Genomic DNA, 15,970 nt, shown 5'->3' on the forward strand with positions numbered 1-15,970 from the left:
TTGATTGATATATTGTAGAAAATGAATGAAGAGAGAAAAGTGCGTAAGCAAAATGTAAGATAGAGTATCTTTATTTGTTGTCCCCATCGTCTAGAGGCCTAGGACATCGCCCTTTCACGGCGGTAACCGGGGTTCGAATCCCCGTGGGGACGCCAAATAAAGATAACTTTATTATCTTCTGTTCTTTAACAACCAGGAAACAAGCTGAAAAACTGAAGAGACTTTCAAGTCCTTTAAGGATAAGAAAAAGTCTGAGTAAGAATAAAATCTTGATTGAACAAAAGCAATCAAGTGTTTAGTTGAAAACACAACATCAAGAATTTTTGAGGTTGTATAGTTAAGTGACTAAGCGTACAAGGTGGATGCCTTGGCAATCAGAGGCGATGAAGGACGTGCTAATCTGCGAAAAGCTTGGATGAGTCGATAAGAGGCGTTTAATCCAAGATGTCCGAATGGGGAAACCCAGTAGATGAAGAATCTACTATCACTTACTGAATCCATAGGTAAGTGAGGCAAACCGGGAGAACTGAAACATCTAAGTACCCCGAGGAAAAGAAATCAACCGAGATTTCGTTAGTAGCGGCGAGCGAACGCGAAGGAGCCTGTTAGTGATAATGACAGAGACAGAGGAACAAGCTGGGAAGCTTGGCGATACAGGGTGATAGCCCCGTACTCGAAGTCCAGGTCATGGTACTAAGCTAACGATAAGTAGGGCGGGACACGTGATATCCTGTTTGAAGATGGGGGGACCATCCTCCAAGGCTAAATACTCCTGATTGACCGATAGTGAACCAGTACTGTGAAGGAAAGGCGAAAAGAACCCCGGTGAGGGGAGTGAAATAGAACCTGAAACCTTGTACGTACAAGCAGTGGGAGCCCTTTTAAGGGTGACTGCGTACCTTTTGTATAATGGGTCAGCGACTTATATTTTGTAGCGAGGTTAACCGAATAGGGGAGCCGAAGGGAAACCGAGTCTTAACTGGGCGTCTAGTTGCAAGGTATAGACCCGAAACCCGGTGATCTAGCCATGGGCAGGTTGAAGGTTGGGTAACACTAACTGGAGGACCGAACCGACTAATGTTGAAAAATTAGCGGATGACTTGTGGCTGGGGGTGAAAGGCCAATCAAACCGGGAGATAGCTGGTTCTCCCCGAAATCTATTTAGGTAGAGCCTTGAGCGGACACCTTCGGGGGTAGAGCACTGTTTCGGCTAGGGGTCCATCCCGGATTACCAACCCGATGCAAACTACGAATACCGAAGAGTGATACTCAGGAGACACACGGCGGGTGCTAACGTCCGTCGTGGAGAGGGAAACAACCCAGACCGCCAGCTAAGGTCCCAAAGTCTATATTAAGTGGGAAACGAAGTGGGAAGGCTTAGACAGCTAGGATGTTGGCTTAGAAGCAGCCATCATTTAAAGAAAGCGTAATAGCTCACTAGTCGAGTCGGCCTGCGCGGAAGATGTAACGGGGCTCAAATATAGCACCGAAGCTGCGGCATCAGACGAAAGTCTGTTGGGTAGGGGAGCGTTCTGTAAGCGGATGAAGGTGGCTCGAGAGGGCTGCTGGACGTATCAGAAGTGCGAATGCTGACATAAGTAACGATAAAACGGGTGAAAAACCCGTTCGCCGGAAGACCAAGGGTTCCTGTCCAACGTTAATCGGGGCAGGGTGAGTCGGCCCCTAAGGCGAGGCTGAAAAGCGTAGTCGATGGGAAACGGGTTAATATTCCCGTACTTGGATAAACTGCGATGTGGGGACGGAGCAGGTTAGGTTATCGCACTGTTGGATATGTGCGTTTAAGTTTGTAGGTGTGAAGTTTAGGCAAATCCGGACTTCTTTAACACTGAGAGATGATGACGAGGCTCTACGGAGCTGAAGTAACCGATACCACACTTCCAGGAAAAGCCACTAAGCTTCAGGTTTATCTAAACCGTACTGAAAACCGACACAGGTGGTCAGGTAGAGAATACTCAGGCGCTTGAGAGAACTCGGGTGAAGGAACTAGGCAAAATAGCACCGTAACTTCGGGAGAAGGTGCGCCGGCGTAGATTGTAGTCCCTTGCGGGCGAAGGTTGAACCGGTCGAAGATACCAGCTGGCTGCAACTGTTTATTAAAAACACAGCACTCTGCAAACACGAAAGTGGACGTATAGGGTGTGATGCCTGCCCGGTGCTGGAAGGTTAATTGATGGTGTAATCGAAAGAGAAGCTCCTGATCGAAGCCCCAGTAAACGGCGGCCGTAACTATAACGGTCCTAAGGTAGCGAAATTCCTTGTCGGGTAAGTTCCGACCTGCACGAATGGCATAATGATGGCCAGGCTGTCTCCACCCGAGACTCAGTGAAATTGAAATCGCCGTGAAGATGCGGTGTACCCGCGGCTAGACGGAAAGACCCCGTGAACCTTTACTATAGCTTGACACTGAACATTGAATTTTGATGTGTAGGATAGGTGGGAGACTATGAAGATGATACGCCAGTATTGTTGGAGTCGTCCTTGAAATACCACCCTTTAACGTTTGATGTTCTAACGAAGATTACGAAACGTGGTCTCGGACAGTGTCTGGTGGGTAGTTTGACTGGGGCGGTCTCCTCCCAAAGAGTAACGGAGGAGCACGAAGGTTTGCTAATGACGGTCGGACATCGTCAGGTTAGTGCAATGGTATAAGCAAGCTTAACTGCGAGACAGACAAGTCGAGCAGGTACGAAAGTAGGTCATAGTGATCCGGTGGTTCTGAATGGAAGGGCCATCGCTCAACGGATAAAAGGTACTCCGGGGATAACAGGCTGATACCGCCCAAGAGTTCATATCGACGGCGGTGTTTGGCACCTCGATGTCGGCTCATCACATCCTGGGGCTGAAGTAGGTCCCAAGGGTATGGCTGTTCGCCATTTAAAGTGGTACGCGAGCTGGGTTTAGAACGTCGTGAGACAGTTCGGTCCCTATCTGCCGTGGGCGTTGGAGAATTGATTGGGGCTGCTCCTAGTACGAGAGGACCGGAGTGGACGCACCACTGGTGTTCCGGTTGTGTCGCCAGACGCATTGCCGGGTAGCTAAGTGCGGAAGAGATAAGTGCTGAAAGCATCTAAGCACGAAACTTGCCAAGAGATGAGTTCTCCCTGTCTTTAAGACAGTAAGGGTTGTTTAAGACTAAGACGTAGATAGGTCTGGTGTGTAAGCGGTGCGAGCCGTTGAGCTAACAGATACTAATTGCCCGAGAGGCTTAACTATACAACGCTCAAGGGTTTTGGGTGTTGAGAAGACGAAACAAACTCAGAGAAGAAAGAGAAAGTTTTGAAGTTAAATCAGCTTGTTTGGTTGTGAGCGCTAGAGATAGCGGAACAGAAAGAAATAGAGTTATTAAAGGAATAATCCTGGCGGCGATAGAGCGGTGGTCCCACCTGACCCCATACCGAACTCAGAAGTGAAACGCCGATGCGCCGATGGTAGTGTGGGGCTTCCCCATGTGAGAGTAGGACACCGCCAGGTACTGAATAGAAGAACCCCGAGCTGAATGGCTTGGGGTTTTTTGTTTTTAGATTTGATTTTAATAAAGTAAAAGTGCGGTCAAAATCAAAATAGTTTTATTAAAGATGTTTAAATCTTTTAATGAGAAAATAGAGGTGGAATGGTACAATCACCAAAATTTTTTATAGGATAAACAACACAAATGGCTCGTAAAAAGAAAACTCGTAAAATTAGCGATATTATGCCAATTCGTAAATCGGATAAGAAACCTGAAGCACCGAAGCTATCAGGTAAGAAATTAACACGTTATGAATTAGACGCTAAGGCAAGAGAAGATAAGAAAAAACGTAAACATAAAGGTTTAGCATCCGGTTCTCGTCATAGTAACGCAGAGCAAAATAAACATAATCAAGTCGTTGAACAAAAAGATCCGCGTATTGGTAGCCGTAAAAAGGTTCCACTGATTGTTGAATTTGTGAATAAGCCTGAGAAAGGGATGACAATTCCAGCAGTAAAAGAACCGAAAAAACTTGCGCCCGAAATTGAGTTAGAGCGTTTAGAAAATAATGAAATTCTAAATGAATTATTGGATGCCTTAGATGAAGGCAAAACGATTAGTAAAGCTGATCAACAATTTGTGGATGAATGCTTAGATCGTATTGCTCAATTAATGGAAGAATTAGGTATTCAAGATGAAGAGGAGACAGAGGATGATCTCTATCGAACCTTCGAGAAAATTGATATCAACCAATTCAGATAAGTGTCATGTGGCCGATTATTTTAAGTATTATTGCTTTGGGAATTATTGCTGGCGTATCATTCTATGCTTTCAAATTACTTAGGAAGTTACGCGAGCAAAACACTCTCATTAAACAGGCTAAAATAGCGCGTACAAAACGCCTAAAAGAGAGTATGGTAATTATCGCTAAAGCGATGCAAAATGGAGATTGCAACCATTCAGAAGGGGTAATTCGTTTATCAATGCTTTTACTCCCTTTTGGACAATCTTTAAAGCCATATCAAGCGATGTATGCACTTTATAATATTGTAAAAGAAATGCCTACGCATGAAGCTCGGAAAGCATTGTTAAAAAAAGAAAGAATGAAACTCGATCTTGAGCGAGAAAGTGCAGAAGTAAAATTTGAAGAAGAAATTATGTTGGAGTTACGTCAGTTTTTAAATGACGTAGAGAAATTTGGGGAAGTTTAATGTCTGAAATTATTTGGGATCTTGCGTTAATTCAAAAATATAACCAATCAGGACCTCGTTATACATCTTATCCAACTGCATTAGAATTTAATGAAAGTTATACAAACGAAGATTTTATTGCAGCGGCTAATCGTTATCCGGAAAGACCACTTTCCCTTTACGTACACATTCCGTTTTGTCACAAACTTTGCTATTTCTGTGGCTGTAATAAGGTGATTACTCGTCATCAACATAAGGCGGATATTTATCTTGATTATCTTGAAAAAGAAATCAAAGCGCGTTCAGAATTATTCAAAAATCGTGTTGCGACTCAAGTGCATTGGGGCGGCGGTACACCGACTTATTTGACAGAAGAACAATCTGCTCGTTTGATGAAGATGCTTAAAGAGCATTTTACGATTGCAGATAATGCAGAAGTCAGCATTGAGATGGACCCACGCGAGATTGAACTCGACATGCTTGATCATTTACGCAATATTGGTTTTAATCGAATTAGTATGGGCGTACAAGATTTTAATAAAGCGGTTCAAAAAGCGGTAAATCGTGAACAAGATGAAGAGTTTGTGAATGCATTGCTTGTTCGCGCTCGTGAGTTAGGTTTCCAATCGACGAACCTTGATTTAATTTATGGATTGCCACTTCAAAATGTAGAAAGTTTTATGTTCACATTACATAAAGTGATTGAATTGAATCCAGATCGTTTAAGTATCTTTAACTATGCCCATTTGCCAAGTCGATTTGCGGGGCAAGCAAAAATTAAAGAAGATCAATTACCGCCACCAGAAACCAAGTTAGAAATCTTACAGAAAACGATCGAAACCTTAGGTAATGCGGGTTATAAGTTTATCGGTATGGATCACTTTGCTAAACCCGATGATGAATTAGCGATTGCCCAAGAGAAAGGTATCTTACACCGAAATTTCCAAGGCTATACCACGCAAGAAGAATGTGATTTGCTCGGTTTAGGTGTATCCGCTATTAGTTTATTAGGTGATACATATGCTCAAAACCAAAAAGAATTAAAACATTATTATCATGATGTAGAAAATTCAGGAATTGCATTACATAAAGGTTTAGCGATGACTGAAGAAGATTGCTTACGCCGTGATGTGATTAAGCAATTGATTTGTAACTTTAAGCTTGATTTTGCATCAATTGAAAAACAATATAATATTGATTTCAAAAAGCACTTTGCTGAAGATTTACAGTTATTACAGCCATTACTTGAAGATGGATTAATTTCTGAAACGGAAACAGGCTTACAGGTTTCGCCTAAGGGTCGATTATTAATCCGTAATATTTGCTTATGCTTTGATACCTATTCAAGAGCAGCCGCAAAACGACAACAATTCTCTCGAATTATTTAGTCATACAAAAACGGTCAAGACTTATATCTTGACCGTTTTTCTTTTTATTTATTTTGCAATACTTTCTAGTGCCCATAATTCGCTGAAATTTTCTCTGCGACGAATTAAATGAGCTTTATCTCCATCCACTAACACTTCTGCCGTACGTGGACGAGAATTATAGTTTGAAGACATACTTGCACCATAAGCTCCTGCAGAGCGTTGAGCAATATAATCCCCTTCAGCAATGGCTAATTCACGCTGTTTACCTAGGAAGTCAGAGGTTTCGCATACCGGGCCAACAACATCATAAATGGCTTTTTCACGCCCTAAAGTGCGGTCAATTTCAATGATGTTCATATAGGCTTCATAGAGCGCTGGGCGAATCATATCGTTCATGCCAGTATCGGTAATCGCGAAGTTACGGCTTTCATTACTTTTTAGGTATTGAACTTTAGCTACTAAAATCCCCGCATTCGCCGCGATCGCTCGACCCGGTTCTAGAATAATTTCGAGATTTTCATAGCCTTTTAATTTATTCAGTAACGCAGCGGCATAATCACTTGGGTGTGGAGGTGTTTCATCAGTATAAGTTACGCCTAAACCACCGCCGAGATCTAAGTGTTTTAACGTGATGCCATCTTCTTGTAACTGTTCTATTAAACGAATAAGGCGATCAGTTGCATCTAAGAAGGGCTGTAATTCCGTAAGCTGAGAGCCAATATGACAATCCATACCCGTAATTCTTACATGAGGTAAGGTTGCTGCTAATTTATATACCTCACGCGCTTCATCTACGCTCACACCAAATTTATTTTCTTTTAATCCAGTGGAAATGTAAGGATGTGTATGGGCATCAACATCGGGGTTTACACGTAAAGAAATAGGCGCAATTTTCCCCATTTCGCCTGCAATTTGGTTGATGTGATGTAGTTCCGCGACAGATTCCACATTAAAACAACGAATGCCTACTTCTAACGCTCGCATAATTTCGGCACGAGATTTTGCTACACCAGAAAAGACCACTTTTGAAGCCTCTCCACCAGCCTCTAAGACGCGTTCTAATTCGCCCTGTGAAACGATATCAAAGCCTGAGCCTAATTTTGCCATGACATTCAATATACCAATATTGGAATTGGCTTTTACGGCATAGCAAATTAAGTGCGGATGATCTCCTAAGGCTGAATCAAAAGCATGCCAATGGCGCTCAAGCGTGGCACGAGAATAAATATAAAGCGGTGTGCCAAATTCTTCAGCGAGTTGTTTGACGGGCAAATCTTCAACATAAAGTTGCTCGTTTTTATATTGGAAAAAATCCATGACGAATCCTTTAAGTGCGGTCAGTTTTTATTGTGTTTTTTGTGTGTTTTGCGGCTGTTCTTTTTCAGGGAAATATAATGGCCCTTTTACGCCGCAACCTGTAGCCAAAGTACAAAATGCACCTAATAACAAAATAGAAAGTAATTTTTTCATTTTTCAATCTCTCTAATAAGTAAAATCTGCCTTTGCCAACGAGGCGAAAGGCTTTATAATTCACGGCATTCTATCAGATTTAATCGGAAAATTTTATGAATGTTGCAGAATTTCACCAAAATATTGAACAGGTTTGGCAAAAAATTGAAGAAGCGTTAGAGAATCAAGATTGCGATGTGGATTGCGAAACACAAGGTTCGGTATTCACGATCACATTTGATGACCGCTCACAAATCGTGATTAATAAGCAAGAACCGCTTCTTGAGCTTTGGCTTGCGAGCCGCTTGGGTGGATTTCATTTTGCCTATAAAAACAATGATTGGGTGGCAAATGATGGCAAACGCTTTTGGGATTGTTTAACCGAGGCGGTTGCCGCTCACGGAGAAACGGTAACATTCTAATGGCCGAACTCGCGGAACATGCCCCGCAAAAAACAGACTTAAAAACGACCGCACTTAATATGTTGCGGTCTGTTTTTGGTTACCAATCTTTCCGCAAAGGGCAGGAAGAAGTGATTCATGCTGCATTAAGCGGTCAAGATGCCTTAGTGGTGATGGCCACAGGAAATGGCAAATCCTTGTGTTATCAAATTCCAGCACTTTGTTTTCCTGGTCTCACATTAGTGATTTCGCCTTTGATTTCTTTAATGAAAGATCAGGTGGATCAACTCCAAGCAAACGGTATTGAAGCTGATTTTCTAAACTCTAGTCAGACACCAGAACAACAACAGCAAGTTGAAAATAAGCTGATTTCAGGACAATTAAAATTATTATATGTTTCGCCTGAAAAAGTGATGACAAACAGCTTTTTTCAGCTGATTTCTTATGCTCAAATTTCCTTTATCGCCATTGATGAAGCCCATTGTATTTCACAGTGGGGCCATGATTTCCGTCCTGAATATACCCAACTTGGCGGCTTAAAAGCAGCTTTTCCAAATGCGCCAATTATGGCATTAACGGCTACGGCGGATTATGCGACAAGACAGGATATTCTCACTCATCTTAAATTAGACCATCCTCACAAATACATCGGCAGTTTTGACCGTCCGAATATTCGTTATACGTTGGAAGAAAAGTTTAAGCCGATGGAGCAGCTCACCCGTTTTGTGTTAGCTCAAAAAGGCAAAAGTGGCATTGTGTATTGCAATAGTCGTTCGAAGGTGGAACGTATAGCAGAAACTTTGCGAAATAAAGGCGTGTCGGCTGCGGCGTATCATGCGGGAATGGAAACCGCACTACGTGAACGCGTCCAACAAGATTTTCAACGAGATAATATTCAAGTCGTGGTTGCGACGATTGCGTTTGGCATGGGCATTAATAAATCTAATGTGCGTTTTGTCGCCCATTTTGATTTGCCGAGAAGCATTGAATCATATTATCAAGAAACTGGTCGCGCGGGGAGAGATGATTTACCTGCGGAAGCGGTGCTTTTCTACGAACTGGCTGATTATGCTTGGTTACAGAAAATTCTGCTAGAGAAATCAGAGACGCCACAACGTCAAATTGAGCAACATAAATTGGAAGCTATCGGTGAATTTGCCGAAAGTCAAACTTGTCGCCGCTTGGTATTACTCAATTATTTTGGCGAACATCGTCAAACACCTTGCCAAAACTGCGATATTTGTCTTGATCCACCAAAGAAATATGATGGCTTAATTGATGCACAAAAAGTGATGTCGACGATTTATCGTGTAGGGCAGTGTTTCGGTGTGCAATATGTGATTGCGGTATTGCGTGGGATGCATAATCAAAAAATTCTAGAACGCCAACATGATAAGTTAAGTGTTTATGGCATTGGTAAAGATAAAAGCAAAGAACATTGGCAATCCGTGATTCGCCAGCTTATCCACCTTGGTTTTATTCAACAAGTGATCGGTGAGTTTAATAGTGCAACGCTTCAGCTCACAGAAAGTGCACGCCCTGTTTTAAAAGGCGAAGTGCCTCTTGAATTAGCGATGCCGCGTATTTCATCCATTAATAAAATTGTGCATACATCTCATAAAAATACGGTGGCAAATTACGATAAAGATCTGTTTGCTCGCTTGCGTTTCCTACGGAAGCAGCTAGCGGATAAGGAAAATATTCCACCGTATATTGTCTTTAACGATGCGACGTTGCAAGAAATGGCGCAATATATGCCAACAAGTAATATTGAAATGCTACAAATTAATGGAGTCGGGGCGATCAAATTAGAACGCTTTGGGCAGCCGTTTATGGCATTGATTCGAGAACATAAAGCAATTTTAGAAAAGGTAGAAAAAGAATAAGTGCGGTCAAAAAACAGAAGATTTTTCGACCGCACTTTTTTCTAGCTTGCGCTTACATCTTGTTCATCACGTAATTGACGGTCAAAGACTTGTGCACAATCATCGGTACCCGAACCATACCAAGTGGTATCACGCAGTGCTACTTCTCCTTTACGGTATTTTTCCACTTCGCTTTTCTTCACCAAATAGCCCGTTACACGAATCAAATCGGTGTTTTTAAGGTAAGTGGTGATATAGCGGTAACCTTGAGCAAATGAACCATCGATAATATCAACGACGGCATCTAAATGATCCACATAGGTTTGGTCAAAGGCAAACAAATCTCCCGTACCTGATGGGAAGTATTTATGGAATGGCGCGGATTGTTTTAAATGAGCCAATAACGTTGGTTCTTCACCCACACGAATACGATGCGCAGGCGCATTACGTTTATCTTCTTCATGGTTGCTTGCGCCTACTTGCGCATGTAATAAATAACGATTGCCCGTGCGTTCCGCATACACGCCTTCATGGTTATCTGTGACTTCTTTCAATTTATCCATAATCATGGTCGCAATTTCATCACCGCGTTGGCTTTTACCAAAGGTTTCATTTAAGCCTTCTTGTTGTAGCAAGTGATTCGCTGCATCTGCAAGTCCTACAATGGCAAACATCCCCGTAAAATTAGTGCGTTTGATAAAACCTTCTTTTTCGAGGAATGAGGTATTGAAGAAGTTGCTTTCTTCCACTACAAATTTATGGCGTTTATCCATAGTGGAAAGTGCACATTTTGCTACACGAGGTAAGAGCTCATTGATCATTTCATCCACGGTTTTACAGGCGCGCGCGATAGTCCCTAAGCGCAAACGAGTGAGAGTATAAGCCCCGCCACATTCAGGTAATGCGTTATAGCAGCTTGCAATGCCATATTGTTCGCCTAAGTCAGAAATGTAGTAAGCATCATTGGCAAAAGATGGTTTAGAAACCAATAAGCACGCTTTTGCGGCTAATTCTGCAAATTCACGACTTGTTTTGCTCTTATCGTAACGAATGGTCATATTTGGCGTCGGTGCTTCTAACTCAATTACCGCTTTTAAAATCAAGCGCCCTGCTTTGGTGTCATAAGGGCCAATATTGGCATGACAGAATGAATCCGGCACAGTTTTATCCACATGATTTAAGAAACGTTTAATTTTGATGTAGTCTTGTTCCTCATCGGTAATAAACGGATCAAGTAGCACGTCTAAACGACCAATGTAAACTGGGAATGTGGTAATGGAGGGCACGTGGGAATATAAAATCAATAAGCCATCTAATACGTCATCAAGATTCTTAGGGGCTGGCAATTCAAGGAATTCACAGCCTTTTTCAATATACACATTGTAATCTGGCAAAATATAGCGGGGGCGATAAATCGCATAGCCTTCGTTTAAATCACAGATCATTTGATTTTGAAGGAATTGCCATTCTTCATCCGTGTAGCCTAATAATTCACGAGGATCAAATAATCGCTCGGCGATATTGCCTAAACACATGAGTTTTTGTTGATAGGTGAGTGTATTGGATTTTACGGTATCCAAAATATCTTGAAGAGATGCAAGCATAATCATGTCCTAATTAAAAAGGGTAGCTTATTTTAAGTCAGTGAATGAGTGATGACAATTTTGACAATGTGATCTGTATCACATTTATGATATTTATCAGTCAATTCGGTTATATCATATGACGTTAAAATGTTTGGGTTTTATCGGGTTTCCCATTATGATGTCGGCGTTAAATAGAAATGGGAATAATATGAAAAAAGCACGGGTGATTCCCCACACTAGTTGGGCAGCCAAATCGCTATGGTCAGTCGAAGGTAAAACGATGTCGATGCTCTTATTTGCATTGGCAATACTGGGCATTGGAGATGGCTTGATTGTGCTTGCTAATTTGGGTTCCTCACCTTGGACCGTGCTTTCTCAAGGTGTGGCATTACAAGCTAAGGTAAGTATCGGTTGGTCATCATTTTGGATTAGCTGTTTGGTCATGTTAGCCTGGATTCCCCTAAAATTAAGGCTTGGGCTTGGCACTATTCTGAATATTATTGTGATTGCCTTTTTCCTTGGCTTAACCACGAAAATTGTGCCAGAACCAACCGCACTTTTTAGCCGAATTTTATTCGGTGGAATTGGGCTTTTGCTTTATGGATTAGGAACAGCATTGTATTTAACTTGTCATCAAGGAGCAGGCCCGCGAGATGGTTTAATGGTAGGGCTTTGTCAACGACTTCATTTAAAAGTAGGGATTGTGAGAACAAGCCTTGAAGTGTCGGTTTGTGTGTTAGGTTATATTCTCGGCGGCACAGTCGGAATAGGTACCGTTGTTTTTGCCGCCGCAATAGGTTGGATTGTGCAGTTATGCTTAAACTCAATTGCTCGCTTGCCACATCTTCCGCACGAAGGGGATAATCTCCACTAAGGCATCATCAATCGAAATTAAGCCTAAATTCATTTCGTCTTTCCCTTTTGGCGGGCAGAAAGCAAGGTGTTTATCCGCATCGTTAATCGGTTTCCAACGACGAGGCTGAGATGAGCGACTGTTTGGATAGAATCCAATTGTTGGTACATTGAATGCACTGCTTAAATGCAATGGTCCAGTAGAGCCTGCAATGAATAAATCCGCACAAGCCAGAGAATGTGCAAAATCAACTAATCCTTTATTCTTATCGTAAACCACCACATTTTGGCTGTCGATTTTTGCCGCTAACTCATGGGCTTTTTCACTTTCACCTGGTCCTGCCGTTAAGATAATCTGGCAATCAAATTCGCTTAACAAACCTTGTATCAATTGAGCATATTGTGACAATGAGAGACTTGTTGCTGAACCACCTGTTCCGTTATGCACAAATACCCATTTTTTGTCTCCCGATAAGCCTAATTGTTCTTGAAGAAAAACACGTTGATTTTTAACCGCACTTTCAGGAAATGAAAGGTAAGGTGGTTTGGGTTCCACAATCGGCATGTTGTGTTTCTTTAAGAACGCCCGAGCCAGATCTTGATTGTACTCGGCTTCCGATTTTTCTGAACGTGAACGGCGTTGTGTTAAACGATGGTTATAAAGGATTTGTACCCATTTTGTTGCGGGCGCAAGGCGATAAGGAATCCCACTTTTCCAGGCTAATTTACCGTTATGGGTATTGGAAAAGAAGCTAATCATGCCATCAAATTGCTGCTCTTTGATTTCTTTAACAAGACGATTGAAATCCGCTTTGTCGTTCTTGGCACTATCAATGATAACATCATCTAAATAAGGGCAAATTTGTGCAAGTGGTGCGGTATAAGTCGGCACAAGTGCGGTCAGTTTTAGCTCGGGATTTGAGGCTTTCAATATCGCAAAAGCCGGAAATGCCTGAACAAAATCACCCAGTTTATCGTTACGAATGACTAAAATCTTTTTCATATTTTCTCTTGTTAAATAAAAAAACCGCACTAACAAAGTGCGGTCTCATTTTAGTCTATTTTTATGGATTATAAAACATCAACGCAGTTTAAGTCTTCGAAAGATTGTTCTAAGCGTTTAGACATTGACTCTTCCATTTTACGTAACCAAACACGTGGGTCGTAGTATTTTTTGTTTGGTGCATCAGGACCTTCAGGGTTACCTAATTGACCTTGAAGATAAGCTTCATTTGCTTTATAGAAGTTTAAGATACCATTCCATGCAGCCCATTGAGTATCAGTATCGATATTCATTTTGATTGCACCATAGCTAATTGCTTCGCGGATTTCTTCGCGGCTAGAACCTGAACCACCGTGGAAGACGAAGTTGATTGGTTTAGCTGGTAGATTGCGTTCTTTTGCAACGAACTCTTGTGAGGCACCTAGAATAGATGGTTTTAATTTTACGTTACCTGGTTTGTAAACACCGTGTACGTTACCGAATGCTGCTGCAACGGTAAAGTTAGGGCTTACAGGATGTAATTGGTCGTAAACGTAAAGCACATCAGACGGTTGGGTATATAAACGAGATTCATCTACATCTGAGTTATCCACGCCGTCTTCTTCACCACCAGTAATACCGATTTCGATTTCAAGGGTCATACCTAATTTGTCCATACGAGCAAGGTATTCACGGCAGATTGCCATGTTTTCTTCCATAGGCTCTTCAGATAAATCAAGCATGTGAGAAGAGAATAATGGACGACCAGTTTCTGCAAAGTGTTTTTCACCCGCTTCAAGTAAGCCATCGATCCATGGAAGTAATTTTTTCGCTGCGTGGTCGGTATGAAGAATAACGGGCACACCGTATTCTTTGGCTAAAGTATGAACGTGTTTTGCACCTGCGATCGCACCTAAAACATCTGGACGTGCACCGCTTGTTGGTTTGATACCTTTACCTGCGTAGAAAGCTGCACCGCCGTTTGAGAATTGGATAATTACTGGTGCTTTTACACGTGCAGCGGTTTCCAATACAGCATTTACGGAGTCAGAGCCTACGCAGTTCACTGCAGGGATCGCGAAGTTGTTTGCTTTGGCATAAGCAAAGATTTTTTGAACATCTTCACCTGTTACTACGCCAGGTTTTACGATATCTAATAATTTAGCCATTTTACTTTTTCCTTATATGTTGTGTGGATTAAGTTCACTATTGGAGAATTTTTGATAATCTAAAGTAATTTCTACACATAGGTTAATTAGGATAAATAAAGTCCATTGTGTTGTCAGAATACCATTTGGCATATCTTGGACATAACGTTTGCCCCCTAGGTAAATAACCTTGAAAGGTACCAAAAGCATTTTGTCCTGAAATATTATAAATACATTCCATTAACTGAGCCTGTCTGTCCCAACTAGATCCAACTAACTGCCCTTTGTAGTAGTAGACACCTGAGCCACCATTATTACAAGCTGTTAACAACAATATAGCACTAGCTAATATATTAGGTGCTAGAATTTTAGACATATTTATCATAAATAATTAAACCTTAGATTAGTAGTATATTAATGGGGATACTTAGCAATTATCCCTAATTAACCGTTAGCGCGTTTTTCAAGAATTTCTACTGCAGGTAATACTTTACCTTCAACGAATTCTAAGAATGCACCGCCACCGGTTGAGATGTAAGAGATTTTATCTGCAATACCGAATAAATCGATAGCCGCTAAAGTATCACCGCCCCCTGCGATAGAGAATGCATCGCTGTTTGCAATTGCGTGAGAAATGATTTCAGTCCCTTTACGGAAGTTAGGGAACTCAAACACACCAACTGGACCATTCCATAAAACGGTTTTTGCATTTTTGATGATTTCTGCTAATTGTTCTGCAGATTTATCACCGATATCGAAGATAGATTCGTCATCTTTTACTTCAGTCACTGATTTTTCTGTTGCAGCTGCAGTTTCAGTGAACTCCAAACCAACACGTACATCAACTGGAACAGGAATATCTGTGCTTGCGGCTAATTCTTTTGCTACAGGGATTAAATCTGCTTCATATAACGATTTACCCACATTGTGGCCAGCTGCCGCGATGAAAGTATTTGCAATACCACCGCCCACGATAATTTGGTCAGCAATTTTTGAAAGAGAGTTTAATACTTCTAATTTAGTGGAAACTTTAGAACCACCTACGATCGCAACCATCGGACGAGCTGGTTCTTTTAATGCTTTACCTAATGCATCTAATTCTGCTGCAAGTAATGGACCTGCACAAGCAACTGGTGCAAACTCCGCTACGCCATAAGTTGATGCTTGTGCACGGTGAGCTGTACCGAATGCATCCATCACGAAGACATCGCAAAGTGCGGCATATTTTTTACCTAATTCAGGATCGTTTTTCTTCTCACCTTTGTTTACACGTACGTTTTCTAAAACAACGATTTCGCCTTCTTTAACATCCACACCGTTTAAGTAGTCTTGTACTAAACGCACATTGAAACCTGCGTCTTTTAAGTAATCAACAACTGGTTGTAAAGAGTCTTCAGGTTTGAATTCGCCTTCAGTTGGACGACCTAAGTGAGAGGTAACCATCACTTTTGCGCCTTTCTCTAAAGCCAGTTTTAACGTCGGGATAGTCGCACGAATACGCGCATCAGATGTCACTTTGCCATCTTTTACTGGTACGTTTAAGTCCGCACGAATAAATACACGTTTACCTTTTAAATCTAAGTCGGTCATTTTGATTACTGACATAATCTTTCCTCTTGGGTTAGTTAAAATTAAACTTAAACATTATACCTAGTTCT

At 41.6% G+C, this 15,970-nt stretch carries 13 protein-coding genes, 1 tRNA gene and 2 rRNA genes; 9 read left to right on the top strand and 7 right to left on the bottom strand.

Going from position 1 to position 15,970, the window contains the following annotated elements; genetic code table 11:
- Nucleotides 1-79 precede the first annotated feature (79 nt).
- The 6 genes from PARA_RS04190 to hemN all read left to right on the top strand — a co-directional run bounded on the left by PARA_RS04190 (nt 80) and on the right by hemN (nt 6,047).
- Nucleotides 80-155 (top strand) — tRNA-Glu (locus PARA_RS04190).
- A 180-nt stretch (nt 156-335) separates the two neighbouring features.
- Nucleotides 336-3,234 (top strand): 23S ribosomal RNA (locus PARA_RS04195).
- Between the two features lie 142 nt (nt 3,235-3,376).
- Nucleotides 3,377-3,492, top strand: a 5S ribosomal RNA gene (gene rrf, locus PARA_RS04200).
- Nucleotides 3,493-3,673: 181 nt separating this feature from the next.
- Complete coding sequence (gene yihI, locus PARA_RS04205) at nt 3,674-4,231, top strand: Der GTPase-activating protein YihI (protein WP_014064681.1); 558 nt, start codon at nt 3,674-3,676, stop codon at nt 4,229-4,231.
- Between the two features lie 5 nt (nt 4,232-4,236).
- Entirely contained in the window at nt 4,237-4,680 is a 444-nt protein-coding gene (locus PARA_RS04210; protein WP_014064682.1) for a DUF2489 domain-containing protein, read from the top strand.
- On the top strand, nt 4,680-6,047 hold the full coding sequence (gene hemN, locus PARA_RS04215) for an oxygen-independent coproporphyrinogen III oxidase (protein ID WP_014064683.1): 1,368 nt from the start codon (nt 4,680-4,682) through the stop codon (nt 6,045-6,047). Before PARA_RS04210 ends, hemN begins: the two co-directional genes overlap by 1 nt.
- A 48-nt stretch (nt 6,048-6,095) precedes the next feature.
- Here hemN and lysA read toward each other — a convergent pair whose 3' ends face one another.
- A complete protein-coding gene (gene lysA, locus PARA_RS04220; RefSeq protein WP_014064684.1) occupies nt 6,096-7,346 on the bottom strand; it encodes a diaminopimelate decarboxylase in 1,251 nt (416 codons plus the stop codon).
- Nucleotides 7,347-7,373: 27 nt separating this feature from the next.
- Entirely contained in the window at nt 7,374-7,499 is a 126-nt protein-coding gene (lptM, locus tag PARA_RS10455) for an LPS translocon maturation chaperone LptM (RefSeq protein ID WP_005696979.1), read from the bottom strand.
- A 95-nt stretch (nt 7,500-7,594) separates the two neighbouring features.
- On the opposite strand from lptM, the gene cyaY reads away from it, so the two are divergent.
- Nucleotides 7,595-7,900, top strand: a complete 306-nt coding sequence (cyaY, locus tag PARA_RS04225) for an iron donor protein CyaY (RefSeq protein ID WP_014064685.1) — start codon at nt 7,595-7,597, stop codon at nt 7,898-7,900.
- The gene (gene recQ, locus PARA_RS04230) at nt 7,900-9,765 is read left to right on the top strand and encodes a DNA helicase RecQ (RefSeq protein ID WP_014064686.1); all 1,866 of its coding nucleotides are present in this window, start codon (nt 7,900-7,902) and stop codon (nt 9,763-9,765) included. Before cyaY ends, recQ begins: the two co-directional genes overlap by 1 nt.
- Before the next feature lie 41 nt (nt 9,766-9,806).
- On the opposite strand, the gene PARA_RS04235 is transcribed toward recQ, so the two are convergent.
- Nucleotides 9,807-11,348 (bottom strand): YjjI family glycine radical enzyme, encoded by a 1,542-nt coding sequence (locus tag PARA_RS04235; RefSeq protein WP_014064687.1) that lies wholly within the window; start codon nt 11,346-11,348, stop codon nt 9,807-9,809.
- 190 nt (nt 11,349-11,538) lie between these two features.
- On the opposite strand from PARA_RS04235, the gene PARA_RS04240 reads away from it, so the two are divergent.
- Nucleotides 11,539-12,204, top strand: a complete 666-nt coding sequence (locus PARA_RS04240; RefSeq protein ID WP_041918219.1) for a YczE/YyaS/YitT family protein — start codon at nt 11,539-11,541, stop codon at nt 12,202-12,204.
- Here the strand turns inward: PARA_RS04240 and PARA_RS04245 are convergent.
- The 4 genes from PARA_RS04245 to pgk form a co-directional block, all read right to left on the bottom strand.
- Nucleotides 12,154-13,185 carry a glycosyltransferase family 9 protein gene (locus PARA_RS04245; protein WP_041918220.1) on the bottom strand — a complete coding sequence of 344 codons (1,032 nt, stop codon included), beginning with the start codon at nt 13,183-13,185 and terminating at the stop codon, nt 12,154-12,156. The genes PARA_RS04240 and PARA_RS04245 overlap by 51 nt on opposite strands.
- Before the next feature lie 68 nt (nt 13,186-13,253).
- A complete protein-coding gene (gene fbaA / locus PARA_RS04250; RefSeq protein WP_014064690.1) occupies nt 13,254-14,333 on the bottom strand; it encodes a class II fructose-bisphosphate aldolase in 1,080 nt (359 codons plus the stop codon).
- An 82-nt stretch (nt 14,334-14,415) separates the two neighbouring features.
- Nucleotides 14,416-14,688: a hypothetical protein gene (locus PARA_RS04255; protein ID WP_155106191.1), complete on the bottom strand. Its 273-nt coding sequence runs from the start codon at nt 14,686-14,688 to the stop codon at nt 14,416-14,418.
- A 68-nt stretch (nt 14,689-14,756) separates the two neighbouring features.
- Nucleotides 14,757-15,917 carry a phosphoglycerate kinase gene (gene pgk, locus PARA_RS04260; protein ID WP_014064691.1) on the bottom strand — a complete coding sequence of 387 codons (1,161 nt, stop codon included), beginning with the start codon at nt 15,915-15,917 and terminating at the stop codon, nt 14,757-14,759.
- Nucleotides 15,918-15,970 lie beyond the last annotated feature (53 nt).

Origin of the sequence: Haemophilus parainfluenzae T3T1 (assembly GCF_000210895.1) — a bacterium.
GTDB classification, from domain to species: Bacteria; Pseudomonadota; Gammaproteobacteria; order Enterobacterales; family Pasteurellaceae; genus Haemophilus_D; species Haemophilus_D parainfluenzae_A.